This is a genomic window from Desulfurivibrio alkaliphilus AHT 2, from assembly GCF_000092205.1.
GTDB lineage: Bacteria > Desulfobacterota > Desulfobulbia > Desulfobulbales > Desulfurivibrionaceae > Desulfurivibrio > Desulfurivibrio alkaliphilus.
Map to the genome: position 1 here is coordinate 497,439 of NC_014216.1, position 19,529 is coordinate 516,967.

At 58.8% G+C, this 19,529-nt stretch carries 19 protein-coding genes; 7 read left to right on the plus strand and 12 right to left on the minus strand.

What is annotated here, in order from left to right:
* Nucleotides 1-228 precede the first annotated feature (228 nt).
* A complete protein-coding gene (locus DAAHT2_RS02150; RefSeq protein WP_013162660.1) occupies nt 229-855 on the minus strand; it encodes a TetR/AcrR family transcriptional regulator in 627 nt (208 codons plus the stop codon).
* A 275-nt stretch (nt 856-1,130) separates the two neighbouring features.
* Here DAAHT2_RS02150 and DAAHT2_RS14575 point away from each other — a divergent pair, with 275 nt between their 5' ends.
* Together DAAHT2_RS14575 and DAAHT2_RS02155 are read left to right on the plus strand one after the other, a co-directional pair.
* A complete protein-coding gene (locus DAAHT2_RS14575) occupies nt 1,131-1,286 on the plus strand; it encodes a hypothetical protein (RefSeq protein ID WP_157861389.1) in 156 nt (51 codons plus the stop codon).
* Nucleotides 1,287-1,311: 25 nt separating this feature from the next.
* Nucleotides 1,312-1,524 carry a cold-shock protein gene (locus DAAHT2_RS02155; protein WP_013162661.1) on the plus strand — a complete coding sequence of 71 codons (213 nt, stop codon included), beginning with the start codon at nt 1,312-1,314 and terminating at the stop codon, nt 1,522-1,524.
* A 112-nt stretch (nt 1,525-1,636) separates the two neighbouring features.
* On the opposite strand, the gene DAAHT2_RS02160 is transcribed toward DAAHT2_RS02155, so the two are convergent.
* The 6 genes from DAAHT2_RS02160 to DAAHT2_RS02185 all read right to left on the minus strand — a co-directional run bounded on the left by DAAHT2_RS02160 (nt 1,637) and on the right by DAAHT2_RS02185 (nt 7,238).
* Nucleotides 1,637-2,008 carry a hypothetical protein gene (locus DAAHT2_RS02160; protein WP_013162662.1) on the minus strand — a complete coding sequence of 124 codons (372 nt, stop codon included), beginning with the start codon at nt 2,006-2,008 and terminating at the stop codon, nt 1,637-1,639.
* Nucleotides 2,009-2,013: 5 nt separating this feature from the next.
* A complete protein-coding gene (locus DAAHT2_RS02165; RefSeq protein WP_013162663.1) occupies nt 2,014-2,280 on the minus strand; it encodes a DUF6763 family protein in 267 nt (88 codons plus the stop codon).
* Nucleotides 2,281-2,498: 218 nt separating this feature from the next.
* Nucleotides 2,499-2,957 (minus strand): universal stress protein, encoded by a 459-nt coding sequence (locus DAAHT2_RS02170; RefSeq protein ID WP_013162664.1) that lies wholly within the window; start codon nt 2,955-2,957, stop codon nt 2,499-2,501.
* 126 nt (nt 2,958-3,083) lie between these two features.
* The gene (locus DAAHT2_RS13695; RefSeq protein ID WP_049824350.1) at nt 3,084-5,078 is read right to left on the minus strand and encodes a ChaN family lipoprotein; all 1,995 of its coding nucleotides are present in this window, start codon (nt 5,076-5,078) and stop codon (nt 3,084-3,086) included.
* A 43-nt stretch (nt 5,079-5,121) separates the two neighbouring features.
* Complete coding sequence (gene trmFO / locus DAAHT2_RS02180) at nt 5,122-6,459, minus strand: methylenetetrahydrofolate--tRNA-(uracil(54)-C(5))-methyltransferase (FADH(2)-oxidizing) TrmFO (RefSeq protein WP_013162666.1); 1,338 nt, start codon at nt 6,457-6,459, stop codon at nt 5,122-5,124.
* 131 nt (nt 6,460-6,590) lie between these two features.
* A complete protein-coding gene (locus DAAHT2_RS02185; protein WP_013162667.1) occupies nt 6,591-7,238 on the minus strand; it encodes an adenylate kinase in 648 nt (215 codons plus the stop codon).
* A 200-nt stretch (nt 7,239-7,438) separates the two neighbouring features.
* Here DAAHT2_RS02185 and DAAHT2_RS02190 point away from each other — a divergent pair, with 200 nt between their 5' ends.
* Nucleotides 7,439-7,900: an Hsp20/alpha crystallin family protein gene (locus tag DAAHT2_RS02190; protein ID WP_013162668.1), complete on the plus strand. Its 462-nt coding sequence runs from the start codon at nt 7,439-7,441 to the stop codon at nt 7,898-7,900.
* Nucleotides 7,901-7,934: 34 nt separating this feature from the next.
* On the plus strand, nt 7,935-8,336 hold the full coding sequence (locus tag DAAHT2_RS02195; RefSeq protein WP_013162669.1) for an Hsp20/alpha crystallin family protein: 402 nt from the start codon (nt 7,935-7,937) through the stop codon (nt 8,334-8,336).
* Between the two features lie 385 nt (nt 8,337-8,721).
* On the opposite strand, the gene DAAHT2_RS02200 is transcribed toward DAAHT2_RS02195, so the two are convergent.
* The gene (locus tag DAAHT2_RS02200; protein WP_013162670.1) at nt 8,722-10,305 is read right to left on the minus strand and encodes a DUF445 family protein; all 1,584 of its coding nucleotides are present in this window, start codon (nt 10,303-10,305) and stop codon (nt 8,722-8,724) included.
* The gene (locus DAAHT2_RS02205) at nt 10,302-11,978 is read right to left on the minus strand and encodes a prephenate dehydratase domain-containing protein (protein WP_013162671.1); all 1,677 of its coding nucleotides are present in this window, start codon (nt 11,976-11,978) and stop codon (nt 10,302-10,304) included. Before DAAHT2_RS02205 ends, DAAHT2_RS02200 begins: the two co-directional genes overlap by 4 nt.
* Before the next feature lie 370 nt (nt 11,979-12,348).
* Here DAAHT2_RS02205 and DAAHT2_RS02210 point away from each other — a divergent pair, with 370 nt between their 5' ends.
* The 3 genes from DAAHT2_RS02210 to DAAHT2_RS02220 all read left to right on the plus strand — a co-directional run bounded on the left by DAAHT2_RS02210 (nt 12,349) and on the right by DAAHT2_RS02220 (nt 15,526).
* Complete coding sequence (locus tag DAAHT2_RS02210) at nt 12,349-13,476, plus strand: hypothetical protein (RefSeq protein ID WP_013162672.1); 1,128 nt, start codon at nt 12,349-12,351, stop codon at nt 13,474-13,476.
* Nucleotides 13,477-13,646: 170 nt separating this feature from the next.
* Nucleotides 13,647-14,837 carry an ABC transporter permease gene (locus tag DAAHT2_RS02215; RefSeq protein ID WP_013162673.1) on the plus strand — a complete coding sequence of 397 codons (1,191 nt, stop codon included), beginning with the start codon at nt 13,647-13,649 and terminating at the stop codon, nt 14,835-14,837.
* A gap of 11 nt (nt 14,838-14,848) precedes the next feature.
* Nucleotides 14,849-15,526, plus strand: a complete 678-nt coding sequence (locus DAAHT2_RS02220) for an ABC transporter ATP-binding protein (protein ID WP_013162674.1) — start codon at nt 14,849-14,851, stop codon at nt 15,524-15,526.
* A gap of 350 nt (nt 15,527-15,876) precedes the next feature.
* Here the strand turns inward: DAAHT2_RS02220 and DAAHT2_RS13700 are convergent, their stop codons facing one another.
* The 3 genes from DAAHT2_RS13700 to DAAHT2_RS02235 are packed head-to-tail and all read right to left on the minus strand — an operon-like array spanning nt 15,877 to nt 19,287.
* Nucleotides 15,877-17,325, minus strand: coding sequence for a hybrid sensor histidine kinase/response regulator (locus tag DAAHT2_RS13700; protein WP_013162675.1), 1,449 nt, complete (start codon nt 17,323-17,325; stop codon nt 15,877-15,879).
* Between the two features lie 9 nt (nt 17,326-17,334).
* Nucleotides 17,335-18,747, minus strand: a complete 1,413-nt coding sequence (locus tag DAAHT2_RS02230) for a sigma-54-dependent transcriptional regulator (RefSeq protein WP_013162676.1) — start codon at nt 18,745-18,747, stop codon at nt 17,335-17,337.
* Nucleotides 18,748-18,786: 39 nt separating this feature from the next.
* Nucleotides 18,787-19,287: an SH3 domain-containing protein gene (locus DAAHT2_RS02235; RefSeq protein ID WP_013162677.1), complete on the minus strand. Its 501-nt coding sequence runs from the start codon at nt 19,285-19,287 to the stop codon at nt 18,787-18,789.
* Between the last annotated feature and the right edge of the window lie 242 nt (nt 19,288-19,529).

The window sequence follows — 19,529 nt, forward strand, 5'->3', positions numbered from 1 at the left end:
AGGGAATAGATGGCGGGGCTTACCTGTGCCACATCACGAAGAAATATCACTGCTGTGGCAGGGTGGCCACAACAAACATTTTCTGACTGAAAGCGCACTTGCCTGACAGCAAGCTACTTCCTTTTTGTGGGACTAATGAGGAACCGTCTTAGGTACTACGTGATTACACGTACCAAGGGTGGGCCGGCCAAGTTTTTTAGGTGGCTGAATGTGGTACCGGGGTAAGGCTCAGGCCTTAATGGCCGCCCAGGCATTGGCCATTAACTGATTGGTGTGAATGGTGAGAGGGTCCTGCAGTACGCATTGGATGCGGAGTTGGGCCGGGCGCAGAATGGCCCCGGTGAAAGAGACGGCGTTGAGAAAGACATCGCCCGGTTTAAGATCGCCTTTTTCCATGCCTTCGGCAATGATCCGGCGAATTACCTGGAAGGGTTCGGTGAAACAGACCGGGGCGGCATCCTCCATGAATTCGGCGTGTTTCATGAACATCAGGTATTCCATCATCGCCGGGTCCTTTTCCGTGAGCTCGAAGACCACTTCGGTGAAGGCCAGTAGCTTGGCCTGGGTGGTTTCCCGGCCATTCAGACGCTGGAGGAACATCTCGTTGAAATCGCCCAGGGTTTTTTTGTGCAGTACCTTGGCCAGGTTTTCCTTGCTGCCGAAGAGATTGTAGATGGCGCCGGTGCTTACCCCGGAACTGCGAACAATATCTGGAATTGAGACCCGATAGTAACCCCTTTCCACGAAGAGCTTGCGCGCACTCTCAAATATCCGGCGTGCCTTGTCTTCGGGGTCGATGGTACGTTTTCTTTTTTCGGTGTTCATCTGGGTGCCGGAGCCATTCAGTTTTTTCATGGTCAATGGTGAACTCATAGCTGTTGGTAAGCTTTTTTGCTTGGCAAGAGGAGCCGTTGTGCGGTGTAAATTCATTCTTTTGGTTTTGGTGTTGTCACCGGTTGGTCATCGACCTCCCCAAGGTCTTGATGGTGGCCATATATAGGCAATTTGCCCAATATTTGCAAAACAAATTAGACTTAATGGGGCGGGTTGGCAAGTTGTAAAATAAGCTGAATCGGCCCCCTGCAAGGCCCTTTCCCCCACACCGTGGTTTCTTATGCCAGGAAAGAACAATGTTTCTTGCCCGCCCCTGGCGGAAAAAACAAAAAAAAGTACCACACATTAAAAAAAAACTTGCTTCGCTAAAAAAATCTCTTCATCATATTTTTTGTGTGGAATTGCGTGGTCTTGGCTTGCGGATCACGGTTTGGTCGGCGCAAAGCGCCTGAAATTCAGTGGCAAGGAGTAAGGGTTATGTCGGAACGAGTAAATGGCCGGGTAAAATGGTTTAACGCTCCTAAAGGGTTCGGTTTTATCGAGCGGGACAATGATTCGGATGTTTTTGTGCACTACCGGGGGATTCGGGGGGAAGGTTACCGGTCTTTGCAGGATGGTCAGAGTGTCAGCTTTGCGGTGGTGGAAACCCCCAAGGGTTTGCAGGCGGAAGATGTGGAGGTGATTGGCTGAGCCTTGGTGATGACCAGTTCATCCGTAGGCCACCGGGATTTTCGGTGACGCTTACGGACAGGCCCCCCCCCAAGCCCGGGAGCGTAACTGATCACGGGCTTGGGGGGAGGGTCTACATTCTTATTTTGGCGTTGGTTTTTTCCGGGTGTTTTTCCAGGTGCTTGTAGCGGTTCTTGGCCGTCTGGGCCAGGCGGCCGACCACATGGGGCAGATCGGAATTCTCCCAAATTTCCACAAAGTTCGGCTGGTCCTTGAGGTTGCTTGTCACGGTGAAAGCCGGCGCACCATTAATCTCGGCGGGGTTCAGGCGAATATCTTCATATTCAGTTTTGATTTTGTCGCCGAAAATCCTGGTCAGCAGTTGTCCGGTGGTTTGCGCAAAGACCTTTTTGACATCTTCGGTTGATTCCGCCTTGCTGATTTTATTGCGAAAGTCGGGCAGCAGTTCGTTTTCATCCTTGCTGAAAGAAAGTTGTACCGTCATCTGTCTTATTCCTCCTCGATTTCACTGGGTTCTACATCCAGATCATCCTCATCGTCGAAGGTACCGTAGCCTCCGGTCCACTGTTCGGGCGGATCTATGGGATCGGCCCCCAGATCCTCCCAGGTTTCCAGTTCAAGCTCTTCAACCCGGTCATCATCATACTGGACCTCCACCATGCCCTCCTCTTCATCCACCGTTACCACGGTAAAGATTTCGCCGGAGGGAAGTTCGTACCAGTTTCCTTCAATGGGCTCTTCGGCGTCGGAAGACATGCACTCACCTTATCAGTTGGAATTAATAATACGGTAAACGGCCGGCAATGCCGCATCCCGAGCCAGCCAGTCAAGGCGTCGGTGAAAACGTCCCGCTCCGCTAACCAAAGGGGGGGTAAACGGCCGGCAGTGCCGCAGGTTGCGGCAAGCGAGACGGCGAAGCGTACATCAGTACGCGAGCCGTCTCGATCGCCGCAAGATGCGGTGCTGCCGGCCGTTTACCTGGGTTTGACGGTCATTACCGGGCAATGCGCCTGCTTGAGCACCCGCTCGGCCACGCTGCCGAACAGAAACTTGGGCAACCCTTTAAAGCCCTGGGTGGCGATGATGATCAGGTCGCAATTATTTTCCTCGGCATGGCGAATAATTTCCGCCGCCGCATCGTTGCCGGTGATTATTTTGGCCTGGTGGGGAATGTCGTCGGACAGGTTCTCGGCCAGGAAACTCTCCATCTTTTTCTCGGCATAGCCGTAAAGGTCTTTGCCCATGGAGTCCAGCGGGATATGCGGCACAGCAAAACCCATGTATGGGGCCAGGGATTCCACCACGTGCACGATTTCCAGCTCGGCCCCCAATTCCTTGGCGACCTTGCTGGCCTTTTTGATCAGCATGATGGAGTTGCCGGAAAAGTCCAGAGGGACCAGGATTTTCTTGATCTCCGGTTCGGGGTTTACCATGTTTTACCTCCTGGTTCAGGTTTTACAGGATATTATGGTTGGTAACTCCAGCATACAACGAAAGCGTCGCGGAAAAAAAGCAGATAATTGGCTCGGGCGGCAAATTTATTTTATTCTCACCGCTGTTTAGAGTTCCAGGGTAAATTCTTGTGTTTCAAAGCTTTTCGGTGTTTCTTCCAACTCTTCCAACTCTTCCAACTCTTCCAACTCTTCCGTTTCTTCGTCACGCTCCGTATCAATGGGACGCAGCACCCGTACCTTCACAGTCTGGCCGGGCTGCTGGTAAAGCATGGCGATTCTTAATTCGTTGGTGCCGGTTATTTCCCAATCATCAATGGCGACAATCAGGTCGCCTTCCATGATCCCCGCCGCCCGAGCCTTGCCGCGGGGGCTGAGGCCCACCACCAGGGCGCCGCTTTCCTCCTCGCCGTCCCTTACCCGGACGCCCAGCAGGGCCTGGTCCGGCAGGCTTTGCGATGGCACAAAAAAGAAATAATCGGCGGCGGGAGCAGAAGCGGTCTGTTCCCGTACCGGCAGGATCACCTTTTGCTCCACCGCCAGCCGTCGGGCCAAGCGGGGCGGGATGGCGTTGCGTTTGTCGCTGTGACCCTGGCCCACCACGGCCAGCAGCCGGTATTCGGGGTTTTCTTGCAAAAACTTGGCCATCCGGTGAGCCATTTGTTCATCCCAGATGCTTTGAGCCTGCAAAAAGCCACTGAAACCGGCCGGGTCTGTTTCCGGGTCGCTGTCGTGCATGGTAAAAGCCGCGCCGATCCGTTGTTGGAAGCCCGGCAGGGCCAGATCCCGGTCGGCGGGCAGTTGGGCCAGTTCCTCGGGGCTTAAGGCGGTGGTGCCGCCCTCGCGGTAGACCTTGCTGGTAAGCCCCCGCTCCAGGTTCAAGGCAATGATGGGCAGCCCGTGGTGGCGGGCAAAATCGATGATCTCCCGGTACAGGCGGTAGTCAAAGCTCCAGTTGGTGAAGTAATCGGACTGGCGCAAAAATTCCGGCTCGTCAAGTTCCCCTGCCACATAGGCGTCCAGTACCGGCTGGGTTGCGGCCGGAAACATCTCCATGGCCACCGCCACCTTGGGGTGCTGCTGGTGCATGGCCCGAAGAACCCGTAGCTGCAGCAGGTGATCCTCGTAACGGCTGTGGACCTCGCCCACATAGATCACCCTGGTGTCGGCCAGTTCGGCCATGATCTCATGAAAACTCCGGCGGGCCGGGGCGGCAATACCGTCCGGCGGTTGATCCAGCCGCACCAGAATACCCTGCTGATGCGGGGCTTTGATCTGTTGCTCCAGGGTGTTGTCGGCAATTTTCAGTTGGCTGAACAGGCCCGGGGAATCAAGGGTGGTGAGCAGGGTCTCCAGATCGGCGGCTGCCGGCTGGGAGTGCAGACTCAGCAGGATGCCGGTTTGCTCGGGGTTTATCGGGTTTTCCCGGGCCTCCAGGGTAATGGGGTGGTTTGACCCCGGGTGCAGCGGGGCGGCAAAAAAGCCCCGGGCGGGATTTTCCTGTTCCGAACCCACAAAGAGCAGCGAGGAGGTGGCCAGGGCGGCAGGCTCAATCTGCTCAAGGGGCAGGGCATCGATATCCAGCCGGGCCAGCAGGTCCAGCAAGGGTTCCCAGGCCGCCGGTGTTTCGGCGGGGATAATCGCCAGGCGCTGTTCGGCAGCCAGAAAACCGGCCCAGGAGGGTGGCAGTTCGTTTGGGCTCAAGTGCCGAGGCAACTCCTGGTAGGGGTCCAGCCGGATTTCCGTGGGGCGGTCGTTCAGTTCCAGGGTGAAAGCGGTTTTTTTTCGCTGGCTGGTAAGGGTGGTGCTGTAGACCTGCCGGGGGGTGCTGACCAGCATGGGGATATCCAGCGGCAAAGGGGTATCCTGTTGCTGGACCAGGGTGAAATGCAGCTCCACCCGGCCTTTCGTTTCTTGCAGCCGGGCCTCGGTTACCGCCAGCCGGGCCAGTTCGTAGCTCGGGTAAAACTCGCGCTGCAGCAGTTCCTGCCATGGTGCTTGTTGATGTTCATCCGCCGCCCGGCCGGCCGTGGGCCAGGCCAGGGAGAACAGCAGGAGAAAAAGCAGCCAGGCCGCCGCCGGCCGCCGCTGCGGCTTCGGCAACCAACTGCCGGGGGTGCTAGTGAGGCTTAAAGAGGGGGTTGGGTTACAGTTTTTTTTGCCAGTCGGCCAGGGCTTGGCGGGCGATTCGGGCACGGGTTTCACCTCGCAGTCTTTTGGGGATTTTTTTACCGTTTGCGGCCATCAGGGGTGGAAACAGCCCGAAATTGATGTTGCTGGGCTGAAAAACGTCGGCCTCGGTCCGGATCAAATGGTTGATCAAAGCGCCCAGGGCGGTTTCCGGCGGCGGCGACGACAACGGCTTGCCCAGCAGCAGGGCGGCGGCGTTGATGCCGGCCAGCAGGCCGCCGGCGGCCGATTCCACATAACCTTCCACGCCGCTGATCTGGCCGGCCAGCAGGATGTCTGCCCGGGCCTGCAGTTGCAGGCTGGCCTGCAAGACCCTGGGGGCGCAAACAAAAGTGTTGCGGTGGATGCTGCCCAGGCGGGCAAATTGGGCCTGCTCCAAGCCGGGAATCTGGCGGAAAACCTCTTTTTGCCCGGCATGGCTCAGCTTGGTCTGGAAGCCCACCAGGTTGTAGAGCATACCCTCCCGGTTTTCCTTGCGCAACTGCACCACTGCATAAGGCTCGCGGCCCGTGCGGGGGTCGATCAGGCCCACCGGTTTCATGGGCCCGAAACGGGGGGTGTCTTCGCCGCGGGCGGCCATGATCTCGATGGGAAGACAACCTTCAAAGTATCTGGGTTCCTCGAAATCGTGCAGCGGCACCTGGGGGGCGGTGAGCAGCGCCTTGATGAAGCGCTGGTACTGCTCCCGGTCCATTGGGCAGTTGAGGTAATCGCCGGGGCCTTCTTCGTAGCGGGAGGCGGAAAAAATTATGTCGCGGTTGAGGGAGTCGGCGTAGACAATGGGGGCGATGGCGTCGTAAAAGGCCAGTTGCTTGTCGCCGATCAGCCGGGCCAGCGCGGCGGCCAGCCCGGCGGCGGCCAGCGGGCCGGCGGCAATGATGATGGGGGCTCCGCCCGCCGGGGGAATTTCCGTGACCTCCCGGCGGATGATGGTCACCAGCGGTTCCTGCTCCAGGGCTTGGGTGATGTGCCGGGCAAACAGCGACCGGTCTACGGCCAAAGCCCGGCCGGCCGGCACCCGGGTGGCGTCCGCCGCCGCCATGACCAAAGAGCCCAGCCGCCGCATCTCTTCCTTGAGCAACCCCACGGCACTGTGCGGATCCTCGGCCCGTAGGGAATTGCTGCAGACCAGCTCGCCCAGGTCCGGCGACTGGTGGGCCGGACTGCAGTTGCCCGGCTTCATTTCATAAAGCGTTACGGCACAGCCACGCCGGGCGACCTGCCAGGCAGCCTCCGCCCCGGCCAGCCCACCACCGATGATGGTTACCGGGTTGTCCTCATAGCCGTTAGTCAAGAGTAATAACCTGCTGATATTACGACCCGTAAACTTGCAGCAGTGCTGCAGGCTGGGGCAAGCGGACCGGCGCCGCGTACATCAGTACGCAAGCCGGGCCGATCGCCCCAGAATGCGGTGCTGCTGCAAGTTTACATGCCGAGTTCGGATTTTATGGCGTTGACCACCGCGTCGCTGGAGGTGCCGGTGATGGTTTGGAGCTGCCCTTCCTTTTCGTAAAAGCCGACCAGGGGGGCGGTTTTCTGGTTGTAGGTCTCCAGGCGGTGGGTGATGGCCTCCACCGTTTCATCGTCGCGCTGGACGATGGGACTGCCGCATTTGTCGCAGATCCCTTCTTGTTTGGGGGGCATGCTTTTAACATTATAGATGGCCTGGCATTCGGAGTTGGTGCAGGTGCGGCGGGTGGTCAGCCGGTCCAGCAGCACTTCCCGGGGGACATCGATGTTAACCACCATGTCCAGGGTGATGCCAAGTTTATTGAGCAGTTCCTTCAAGGCTTCGGCCTGGGGAATGGTGCGGGGAAAGCCGTCCAGCAGAAAGCCCTTGGCGCAATCCGGCTGCTGCAGGCGTTTTTCCATGATCCCCATGATCAGTGAATCGGGCACCAGGTCGCCCCGGTTCATGTAATCTTCCGCCTGGCGGCCCAGATCACTGCCGGCCTGAACCTCGCCCCGGAGAATATCGCCGGTGGAAATCTGGACGGAGCCGTCGATGGCGGTGAGCATCTTGGCCACCGTGCCTTTGCCGGCGCCGGGCGCACCCAAGAGAATAAGCTTCATTGGTAACCTCCTGTTGTGATATTAGATAAGTTGTGGGCAGAAAAACCATCTTTTATACCCGATTTCTTTTTGTTAATCAGTAAAAAAAGTTGCTCGGGGCAAATCTTGACAGTCGCCGGATCGGTCTTATTATTTAGGACGTAAAGGCCGGAATTACAGGCTGATAGTGGTTTAAAGACAACATCAACAGGAGGTGACCTATGGCTGTGATGCGCTTTTACGATCAACCGGTTTTTCGTAACCCCTGGGCGGATTTCGAGAAAATGCGCCGGGAATTCGACACCCTGTTTCGCAACCTGGGTAACGAGGCGGCCCGCGGCGGCAGTACCGTGTTCCCGGCCCTCAACATTTCCGAAGATGAGCATAACCTCTATGTAAGGGCGGAATTACCCGGGGTGGCCGCCGGCGACCTGGAAGTGGCGGTGGAAGGGGATACCCTGACCATCAAGGGGGAACGCCGGGGGCTTGAGGCGGCGGAGGCGGAAAAAGTGGCCTGTCACCGCCGGGAGATTGAGTCGGGCCGCTTCAGCCGGGCCCTGACCCTGCCCACCCGGGTAAATCCCGAACGGGTAACGGCGGTGGGCAAAAACGGTATCCTGCTGATTACCCTGCCCAAGGCGGAAGAGGTCAAGCCCCGGCGGATCGAGATCAAAACCGCCTGATAAATTGCCGACGACATCTTACAGGAGGTGCGTGATGAGTGACAAGGAAATGAAAGTTCAACACAAACAGGAAGTGCAGCAGGCCGGTGAGCCGACCAAGCCGGAACGTTACTTCGTTCCGGCGGTGGATATTTATGAATCGGAAGAAGCGGTTCATTTGCGGGCAGAAATGCCCGGGGTGGACAAGGATGGCGTGGAGATTAACCTGGAAAACGACACTTTGACCATCCGGGGGGTAAAGGCGGCCAACGGCGGTGAAAACGAGCGGGTGTTGTTACGCGAATTTGAAACCGGCCATTATCTGCGGCGTTTCACCATTGCCGAAACCATCGACCAGGAGAAAATCGAGGCCGGCATGGCCGATGGCCTGCTCAAGCTGACCTTGCCCAAGGTGGAGCCGGCCCGGCCTAGAAGGATCGAAGTTAAATGCGCTTAACCATACCGCTGCAGTGGCGGCAAACACAAAAGGCCGTGCCCGGGTAACCGGGCACGGCCTTTTGTGTTTGCCCTTACGGACAATTTGGAAGGAGAGAGGGTAAAAGTACCAAACCTTAGAAGGAGGAGAGTAAGGTTTTAGTCTTTGGGTTAATAGACAGGGTTGCGGGGAAAAGGTTCCCAAAAAAAGTAAGGCCACCTGTCGAAAACGACAGGTGGCCTTACTAGGGTGCCCTTACGGGCGTTGGGAAGGAGAGAGGGTAAAGCACAAAACCTTTGAAGGAGGAGGTAAGGTAATTGGCTTTGTTTAATAAGACAGCGGTTGCCTGAAAAGGTTCCGGGAAGAAATATTTTTTTGGGGGGTTGCTGTATTTTGGGGGAGAGAGTTAAAACACGGTTAAGATCAGCAGATTGAACAGGCCGATAAGAAAGCCGATTAAAGCCCCGAAAAAATTGATGTATTTAAACTGATCCTGCATGATGGAGAGCAGCAGGCCTTCCAGTTGCAGCAGGTCCAGGCGGTCTACCTTGCGGGTAACGATCTCCCGGATGTTGAGGGCGTCAATCAGTTGCGGTACCTCGCGCTCCAGCAGAAGGTTGATTTGTTCCTGCAGGTAGTCATTGATGCCGGTTTTGATCTCGCGGGGCAGCAGATCCGCCGGCCGGCCCAGGGGCTGGGCCAGTAGCCGGGTTTCCGTAAGGTCGATCAGCAGCCGGTCCAGCATCCTCTTGGTCCGCCGGGAACGCAGCAGGCGTAACAGTTCCTGCTGCCCGAACCGTTGCCCCCGTTCGGCGGCGTCTTCGCCCCAGAAATTTTGCAGCAGAGAGGCCAAAGGTAGCTCCCGGTGGGCGTTAAGCGCTTCATGGAGGACGCCGTTCAGTAAAGTGGCGGTTTCCGGGCGCGCCAGGAGCCGGCCCAGGGCCTGGGCCAGTTCCCGGCGGGCCTGATCCAGCTGGGCCGGGGGGATATCGGCCAGCAATTCACCCAGCGGCCGGTGGCAGAATTTTTCGGCCTCCCGGCGCATGGCGGCGGCAAGTTGGCGCCGGGCTTCCTCGTCCAACAGCCAGTGACCGGCGTTTTCCCCTTTGCGGCCAAGCCATGAGCGGATTTTGCCGGCCACCGTTTCCGGCGTGATGAGATTGCCCAGCACTGCCCCCATGGGGCCCAGGGAGCGGCTGAACTGGTGCAGGGCTTCCCCCAGGCCGGTGGCGACTTTTTCCTGGGCTTCCGGGCGGGCCAGCAGCTCGGCCAGGTGCTCCAGAAGGCGCGGGGCCTGTTGCTCCAGGCGCTCCAGCAGGGCGTTTAGCAGGGGGGCGGGGAGCAGCTCGGCCAAGCTCCGGCCGTCGGCCAGCAGCTGTACAAACTGCCGGTTGAGATAATCCGCCACCCCCTGCTGAAAGGCCGGGGCGGCCATGGCCTGGTGAAGCTGCTCGCTGACCGCGTTGACCAGTTCCTGCCGCTGCTCCTCGGGCAGGACCTGGTCCAGGCGGCGCTGCATCACTTCATTAAAATGTTCTTCGGAAACGGCCGTGAGCGTGGCGGCAAATTCCGGGCTTTGCAGGTGCTGATGGAGTTGTTTTAAAAAACGCCAGCGCACCACCTTGACGCCCACCCGGAAATAGGAGCGAAAGGCCGCCGGGACCAGGCTTTCCACCGGCCCAAAGGGGGTTTGCATAATCGCTTCGGTCTGGGTCTGGATCAGCAGGCGCAGGTTGTGTTGAAAGTCGTCCTGCCCCAAGGCTCGGCGTATATCCTGCGGGGTCAGCAGGTGTTCCCCCACCATTTTGCCGATATTGGCCGCCAGGCGGTGGCGGGCGGCGGGGATGACCCCCGGGGTGAGAGGGAGGCGCCGGCCTGCCAGGTGCCAGGGGCGCAGGGGGCGGAATAGCATGCGGATGGCGATGTGGTTGGTCAGATAACCGATTAAAGCGCCGACCAGCGGCAGACTCAGGTAGGCGACAATGCTCATGGCCGGCGGCTGTTTAGCACATTATCCACCGCCAGGGCCTGCTCCATGGTGGGGCCGAGAAACTCTTCGCCCAGGGCGGCCCGGTTTTCTTCAATCAGTCGGCACAATTCGGTAATGTTTTCCGCCTCGGCCAGGTCCAGCACCCGCACCAGGTTGGCGGCAAAATCCCTTACAATCCGCCGGCCTTCCCCCGGGCAGGCCAGTATTTCGGCGTAAGTACGCGGGTTCTGGTAATGAATCCGGGCCATGGCCAGCATGGAGTAGGCCGAGGTCAGGGTGGCGTGGCGTTCGATCTCCTCCGGCGGCAGTTCGTGCTGGCGCAGGGTCAGGGCCAGAGCCATGGCGGTGGCGCTGGGCAGCTTCTGGCTGACCCCCATCAGGAGATTGTGCCGGGGGGCGGTATCCTGAGAAATCACCGCTCCGTGCTTGTACAAAAAGGCCTCGAACTCGCGGCACAGCACCCCGCTGCGAGGGGTGCGCACCAAAGAGACGTTCTTGTCTTTCATGCTGGCGGCCTTGGGACCCCACAGGTTGTGCACCAGCATTACTTCCACGTCCGGGCCGGTGCATTCAAGGGCGGTGGCCAGGCTGGCTTCGGCCTCGCCGGCCAGCAGGATCAGGGCCTGGTTTTTGCCCAGCAGGTGGCCGTACTGGCGGATGGTGGCGGCAGTGGCGCTGATGGGCACACAGATCGCCACCAGGTCCACCTGGGGAATCATCTCCTCGGGGCGCAGTTCGCTGTTGCGCCCCGAGAGCATAACCTCGTAGCCTTCGCCGGTCAGGCGGCGGGCGAACCACTGGCTCATCTCGCCGCTGCCGATAAAGCCGCATTTTCTGATGATCTTGGTGCGGATGTCCACCCGGGGAAAAGTGCCGATAATCCTGATACTGCCGGGTTCCTGGATCACCTCTTCCTCGACATGCTTGAGCGCCTGCCGGATTTCGCCAGCCTCGGCATGTCCTTCCATTTCAATGAAGAAGCTCAGTTTCCGGCTCTGGGGATCGATTTCGGAATCCATATCCAGCAGGTTGATCCCTCGCCGGGCAAATTCGCCCAGCATGGCGTAAAGCAAGCCCACCCGGTCTTTCAAGGGGCGGGTGATGACTGCGGTGGCGTCGTAACCGCTGGCCGCCGGCAGGCTGTCGCCCAGAATGGCAAAGCGGGTCAGGTTGTGGGGGCTGATTTCCCGCTCCCGCAGTACCAGGCCGTAGTGATGAATGGCCTCTTCGGCTTCAATAAGCCCGAAATCGGTGCGGCCGGAACTCAGCAGGTCGTTTACGGTGCGGTTCAGGTCATGGGCGGCCAGCAGGTCGGCGGCGGGGTGGCGGGCCGCCAGGTACTCTTCGCACTGCCGCAGAAACTGCGGCCGTCCGACCACGGTGTTGATGGTTCCGTCGCTGCTTGGGGCGCCCAGGGAAAGGTGGACCGGGAGGATCACGTTATCCTGCCAGTGAATACGCGGGTGGCCGCTGAGCAGACGAAAAAAATCGCGGTTGCGGCCCTCCCGGGTGTTGTGGGCCGGCAACAGGGCGCGGGTTGCCCCGCCGGCGGCCAGGGCGGCAAAAACGTCGGTGAAGCTGGGCAGCAGCAGCAGTTCGGCGGCGGGGTCATACTGCCTGGCTGCCTGCCAGGCATGGGAGCCTTCCGGGCCGATTGTAGCGATGGTGGCCATCGTTCTTCCTGTGTCTTGGAGGTTCTGGGTCTGGTTAGTGGGCGGCCGGTCAGGGCCGCCGGGGTGGGGACGACAATTTTGTCTTTTTAGTGTGTTAAGTTGGCGTGGTCAACCGTTTTTGGGCCAAGGTCGGCCTGGGGGCAAAGAACGATCGTTCTATCACCCCGTAGATTGGTGCTTTTTTTGTGATGATGGTTAAAATCTTCTTGCATTGCAGGATGGAAACGGTCATTATGCTACTGAGTGTGACAAATTGTCGCACCTGGAATTGGCGTTGGAGCTGGTTCTGGCAGCCGGCGGCCGGTTGTTGCCGCCCCTGAAAAGGTCGGTGAAACCGGCAAAATTAAAGCACCAGAGAGGAGAATTGGTTATGAAAAAGAAGGTAATGGTTACGGCGGTGGCATTAACGATGTTGGTCGGGGGTTATTTGTCGTTCACCACCGTGGATGAGGATGCCGGTAAAGCAGTGGCCGGTGCCAACACCTATGAGGCCACCTTCTATGTGGCAGGGATGGGCGGTCATTTTGCCAAGGCGGAGGTGACCATCGACCCCAACAACACCGAGCAGCCCATCATTCTTAAAGGTATGCCCGGTATGGTGAACATCGGCCGGCCCAATACCCATCCCACCCATGACGCCCGGATCGACGCCAACGATCGCAACATCATGTTCTGGTCCACCTACCGGCCCGATCCAGAGGGTAACCTGCATGTAGGCAAAACCGATCTTTCCACCGGCCGTGTGCTGGTTGACAAGGCCCTGCCGCCGGATGAGCGGGCCACCTGGACCGGCGCCAATTACTGCGGCTCCGGCCAGTCCAATGGTTATTTTATGCCCGTATACATGGGCAATGAAGGTTATATCGATGTTTTCAGCAAGGATGATCTGACCCATAAACACCGGGTCTTTTTCGATGAACTGGGTTACGAGTCGGGCACCTACACCTTCGCCCACGGCACCAACTCGCCGGATATGAAGCACTTCCTGCTCAGTCTCAACCTGACCCCGGACGGCCATACCCAGTTTACCGGCAACACCCAGTTGATCCTGCTGGACATGAAGGCCCTGGAGCAGGGTAAGGTCAAAAAGGTGGCTGAAGCCAAGATCACCGGCAAACCCCGGGATGCCTCCGGCGGCACCATTACCTTCCGGCAATACTACACCGAGGACGGCAAGTACATCTTCCAGTCCGGCGGCGATCGCGGTTACATTATCGACGCCAAAACTCTGAAGGTGGTGCAGGTTGCTGCCCCGCTGCCCGGTGAGGCCCATGACTTCATGCCCACTCCCGACGGCAAGTACGGGGTGTTCGCGATTCGTAACCGGGTTTTTTCTGCCGCCGATGAGGGTGATGTCACCGATGGCTCCCTGGCCCTTTATGATGTCAAAAATCGTCGGATGGTGGGCGAGGTTACCTCGGTTTGCCTTAGCTGCCACAACGCCATGGGCATGAAGGGCAGCGCAATTCTCTGCGGCCTGGACGCCAACTATAACTAAAAAGCCTGACCCAAGCCGCGTTAAGCGGTGAGGTGGAGGGTTGAAAAACAGAGAGCACTGGAGCGTGCCGCCCGGGTTAACCTGGTGGGACGCCTCGGTGCTCTCTGCCGTTTTTGGGGCGGTTGGCTGCGGCGTTTTTTTGATTCATCTAGACTATTGGCTACCTTGATATGCAGATCAGTTTTATTACTCTGGCCTTAAAGAATTTACGGCGCAAGGTCTTCCGCACGGCGGTATTGGTTTTTGCCATCGGCCTCTTTGTGGCCCTGCTGGTTTTTGCCGTTTCTTTCACTATCAGTATCACCTCCACCATCGATCGGGTTTCCCAGCGTCTGGGTGCCGATATCATCGCAGTGCCCATTGGGGCCCGCACCGAGGCCCAGGAATACCTGCTGGAATCTCGCAACACCTCCTTTTATATGCCCGCCGAGCTGATTGATGAGGTCAAGGCCATTGAGGGGGTTAAAAACGTCACTCATCAAACCTATGTTTCCTCAATCGACGGGCTGTGCTGCGACGTGATTCCCACCATGCTGGTGGCCTTCGATCCGGAAACGGACTTTATCATTAAGCCATGGCTCAACCAGGCCATCGGCCGTGGCCTGCGGCCCGGCGAGGCCATCGCCGGCGCTGGTACCGCCGACAACCTGGGACTGGGTCTGGTGGTGGTTGAGGCCACCCTGTTCAATACCCCGTTCAGTATAGTCGGGGATCTGGAAGCCACCGGCACCGGTCTGGATAATGCACTGTTCATGACCCAGGAGAGCTTTCAGTTGATCATTGAAAGCGGGCTGTCGCCGGTACGTGAGGATGAGATTTCGGTTATCTTCATCCAGTTGGAGGATGGTCTCGATCCCGATTACATGGGGCGGGTGATAGAGGGGCAGATCTACACCGTGGACGTGGTGACCCGCAGCAGCATGGGGGTGCGCTGGCTGACTACCCTGGCCGATATCAACAAGATCTTCCTGGTCACCGTCTCGCTCTCTTTACTGCTGACCGTTTTTTTGGTCTGGTCGATCTTTTCCGCCATCGCCAACGAACGGATCCGGGAGATCGGGATCATGCGGGCCATTGGGGCACGGCAGTCACACGTGGTACTGCTCTTTTTCCTGGAGGTCAACCTGTTGGGCTTTCTCGGCAGCCTGCTGGGGGTTGCCGGCGGTACCTGGCTGTCGGCTCACCTGGCGGCCAATTTTGAGTTGCTGAGCAGCATTGAGGCCGGGCTGGAAATATGGCAGCAGTTGCTGATCGGCCTGTTGGGGATGCTGGTGGGGGCCGGGGTTTGCCTGGCCGGAGCCATGGTGCCGGTCAACCGGATCAAGAAAGTAGAGCCGCTATTGGCCATCAAAGACGCGTAAAGAGGTGCGGTGTGGCGCAATTGGAGCTGCAGGACGTAAGTAAAATTTACCGGGTGGGAGATAATCAGCTTACCGCCATGAATCGGGTTTCCCTGCGGGTTGAGGAGGGGGATTTCATCTCCATCGTGGGGCATTCCGGCTCAGGCAAGACCACCCTGGTGTCGGTGATTGGCGGTATTCTGAGGCCCAGTACCGGCCGGGTGCTCTTTGAGCAGGACGATATTTGCGCCATGGACGACGCCCAACTTTCCGCCTACCGGAGCCGCAAAATTGGTTTCATGTTCCAGTTTGCCAGCCTGCTGCCCATGCTCACCGCTCGGGAGAACGTGATGCTGGCAGCCCTGTTTGGCCGGGAAAGATCCACCGAGGAGCAGCAGCGGGCCGATCATCTGCTGGAGCTGGTGGGAATTGGTGATCGAGCCGGGGCTTATCCCGGTGAACTTTCCGGTGGCCAGCAGCGGCGGGTGGCCATTGCCCGGGCCCTGATGAACAGCCCGCGGCTGATTTTGGCCGATGAGCCCACCGGCGATCTGGACGAGGAAACCGAAGCGGAAATCATGGCCCTGCTGAATAAAATCAACCGGGAACAGCGGGTGACCATGCTGCTGATTACCCACAACGGAGCCTTGGCCCGCACCGCCGGACGAATGCTGCGGATGCGTCAGGGAACTTTGCTTACCGTCGCCTGAGTGGGAAAAAAAGAAGGGAGAAGAAATTGCCTTACCTCCTGCCGATCCTCAAGGGACCGGCAGGAGGCTTTGGGTCGACGAGGGGGGGCCAACCCAAACGGCAAACTGCAAAAAAGGAGGTTTTGGAGTACAACTATGAATTGCAACAGTTACCATTGTAGATATGGAAGAATCGTGCCGCCCCCGCCAACCCGGGGGTGTTTTTATTTTATCTTGCTGTTGATTCGTTGTTATATTTTTTTTGCTCGGGTCCGAGCCGGGGGCGAGTGCCGCAGTTTTGGTTAAGTTAACTTGTCGGCTATCTGCCGTTTGGGTGGTATCTTGTTGAGATTGCAGGGAAACAGAGGCTGTTAGTTTTTGTTGATAATCAACAGATCTTGGTCGCTGCCGCCGGCGTTCGGCTGCCGGCAGGCGGCAGGAAAAATGGCGCTGGCGGTGGTGCCTTGTCCCCGCGCCGATGTGAAATGTAACCGGCCGCCGTGCTCTTCCATGATCCCGGCGGAAACCGAGAGCCCCAAGCCGGTGCCGCCGCAGTCGCGTTTGGTGGTAAAAAAGGGATCCTGGATTTTCTCAATATTCCGGGCCGGTATCCCGCAGCCCTTATCGACAATCTTCAAGATAACCTGTTTTTGGCCGGGATTGTACTCGGTGCGCACCGTAATCGCGCTTTCCGCCGAGGTCAGGGCCTGGCAGGCGTTTTGGAGCAGGTTGATGGCCACCTGCTCGGCGCGCTGGAAGTTGCCTTTAATGGGCGGCAAGTCGGCGGCCAACTCCAGCCGCAGGTGATGGGTGGCCTTTTTCAGTGGTGAGGACAGCAGGGCCAGGGCCGCCCGGACGACCTGGTTGAGGTCGAACAGTTGGCTCATTTCGGCGGCGCTCTGGCGGGCGTAGTCGTTGAGGTTGCGTACGATCCTGGTGATGCGCTCGGAGCCGTCGATGATTCCGGTCAGCAGCTCGGGAACATATTCACGTAGCTCGCTGTAAGGCAGGCCGGCCACCGTGAAATCTCCCCGGCTTTCCAGGTGCCCCTCCAGTATGGCGCTGGTGTCTTGCCAGATCCGCTGCAGCAGCGGCGTGTTCATGGTGATGAAGTTGTTGGGGTTGTTGATCTCGTGGGCCACTCCAGCAACCAGGATGCCCAGGGAAGCCAGTTTATCGGCCTCGATCAACTGTCGCCGCCGCTGATCAGCTTCCCGTTCCGCCCGTTGCCGGGCTTTGAGGTCCTCTTTGAGTTGCCGGTTGGCTTCGGCCAGTTCCGCCGTCCTTGCCTCCACCAGTTGTTCAAGGTGGCGCCGGTGGTTGTCCAGCTCCCGGTTGGAGCGTGCCAGCTCCTCCTGCTTTTCCCGCAGCAGCCGCCGCAACCGGCGATGCTCCATGCCCTTTTCCAGTGCGACTTCAAGTTCCTGGGGAGAAAAAGGTTTCTGCAGGTAATTGGCGGCCCCCTGTTTCATGGCCGCCACCGCCGTTTTAATCTCATGCTGGCCGGAGATGACAATTACTTCTATATCGGGCTGGCGGCGCCGGGCCTCGGTCATAAAGCTGAGGCCGTCCATTTCCGGCATCAGGATATCGGTCAGCAGCAGGTCAAAATGCTCCCCGGCCATGATTTCCAGTGCGGCGGGACCGCTGGCGGCGGTGCTGACCCGGTAGTGCAGTTTCTGCGCCTGCAGGGTGATGAGCTGGAGTACCAGGGGCTCATCATCCACGGCCAGGATTCGCCCCCGCAACTGGTTTGCCTTCGTTCGCCGGAAGGCGGTCGGGGTGGCGGGAGGTGGCTGTGATTTAAGCCGGTTGCTCATGGGGGCAGGCTATTGCCGTTTCAGGCGTTGGTTCAGGGCCTGTGGGGTGATGCCCAGCAGGCTGGCGGCCACCCGCTGGTTATTGCCGGAACGGCGCAGGGCTTCCTCCACCAGGGTGGCGGCGGCCGCTTTCAAGGTCGGGAGCCGGTCCAGCTTCTGGGCCCATTCGGTGTCGTAAGAGGGCGCCGCCGGTCGGGGTTGATCGGGGGAGCCCAGCTTTCCCTGCACCGCCTTGATAAAGGTTTCGGTGCGCAGCAGCCGGGCACGGTGGCCGCTCATGGCGTCAAAGACCATGGCCCTGAGCTCCCGGATATTGCCCGGAAAATAATAGTTTTTCAGCAGCGGGATGATTTCCTGGTGGTAAACAGGTTTTTTCTTGCGGAACTCCCGGGCCGCCTCGCCGAGGAAGTGGTCCAGCAGCAGCGGGATATCTTCGGTGCGCTCACGCAGTGGCGGCAGGTGGACATGGTGGGTGCGCAACCGGTAATAGAGGTCGTTGCGCAGGGCCCCTTCCGTCCGCAATTGATCGGGATCCTTGTGGGTGGCCACCAGGACCCGGGCGTCGGTTTTTTTTGCCTGATCGGAACCCAGTGGGTAGTACTCCCGGGTTTCCAGAAAGCGCAGCAGCTTGACCTGGGAGGTGGGGCTCAAATCGCCGATCTCATCGAGAAACAGGGTGCCGCCCTTGGCCTTTTCCACCAGCCCCGGGCGGGCCTGGTCGGCACCGGTAAAGGCCCCTTTGGCATGCCCAAACAGGGTGTCGGTGAACAACTGGTCATCAAGCCCGGCCACGTTGACGGTGACAAAGCGCCCCCGTCGTTTGCTCAGGCGGTGGAGGGCCTTGGCGATTTCCTCTTTGCCCACTCCGGTTTCACCGGTGATCAGTACCGGCTGGCGCCCCTCGGCCACCGCCTCGCAGTATTGGAAAACCGCCTGCATTTTGGGGTGGTCGGTGATAATCCCGGCAAAGGCCTCGGGGTGGCTCAGGTCGTTGGTGAAAAAACGGTCGGCCAGCAGCGAGTTTTCCCGGCGTAATTGCCGAACTTCCAGGGCCCGGGTGACGCTGGGCAGCATCTGGTCGGTCTTTACCGGTTTGACCAGGTAATCGAAGGCGCCGCGGCGCATGCAGTCCACCGCCGTTTCCACCTCGTTGACCCCGGTGATCACGATCACCGGGATCTCCGGATGGCTCTCATTGAGCTGGCTTAACAGCTCCTGTCCGGAAATCCCGGGCATGATCAGGTCCAGTAAAATGACCTCGACTTCCGTGTCGGCAACTATTTCTGGCACCCGGCGGCCGTCCGGGCAGCGGATGGTGTTGGTTATGCCGTGGGTCTTCAGGGCGATATCAAAGCTCGCCAGCGCATGTTCTTCGTCGTCAACCAGTAGAATCGGTTGGTCGGGATAGGTGTTGGCACCCATTGATTGTTGTCCCCCTCATGGATCTATACTTCCAAGCAGTTAAATAATATCGGAGGGCCAGAGCAGGTTGGTGCTCATCCAGCCGGTGGTGCCGTCGCTGTGCTGGAGTTTAACCCAGTCCCGGCGCCGTTCCAGGGGTTCGAAAACCACCCCGTAACGGACTGTGGCCTTCACCTCGTAATTGGTACCGGGGCCGACCCGCAGGTTGGCGACCTCCACCTGCACGATTACCCTTTTTTCATTGCCGACCAGGGGGGTGTAGACCCAGCCCCGATCTTTTTCAAAATCTTCAATTTGGGCCCACTCTCCCTGCCGGCTGATAACTTTAAGGGGGAAGTCGCGAAAAACTTCCCATAGAATTTCATGGTCAGTTCCCGGGCCGGAGCGGATGTTGATTTTGTCCCGCTGAACGCTTACGTAATCGGCCAGCGCAGTGGCGGGCAAGGCCAGCAGCAGGGCGGCAATCAGCACGATCAGCCCCCGGCGGGGAACAAGCGGCAAAGGTCGGTTCAGTGTGGTCAGTAAACGATGGGTTACCATGTCGTGGCTCATTTTGGGTTTAAATGTTGAAAAGTTTGGCCCGGTAGCGCAGGATTTCGGTAATGCACGGTATCTATGGCAAACTAGCACCAACCGCCCGGCAAGTCAATACTCAGGTAACCGTTCACCAGAGGTACTAACCTACAGGTATAACGGGCCGTAAGCGAACAGCCGTGCCGCAGGTTCGGGCAAGCAGCCAGGCGCAGCGTACCCCCTGTACGTAAGCCTGGCTGATCGCCCGA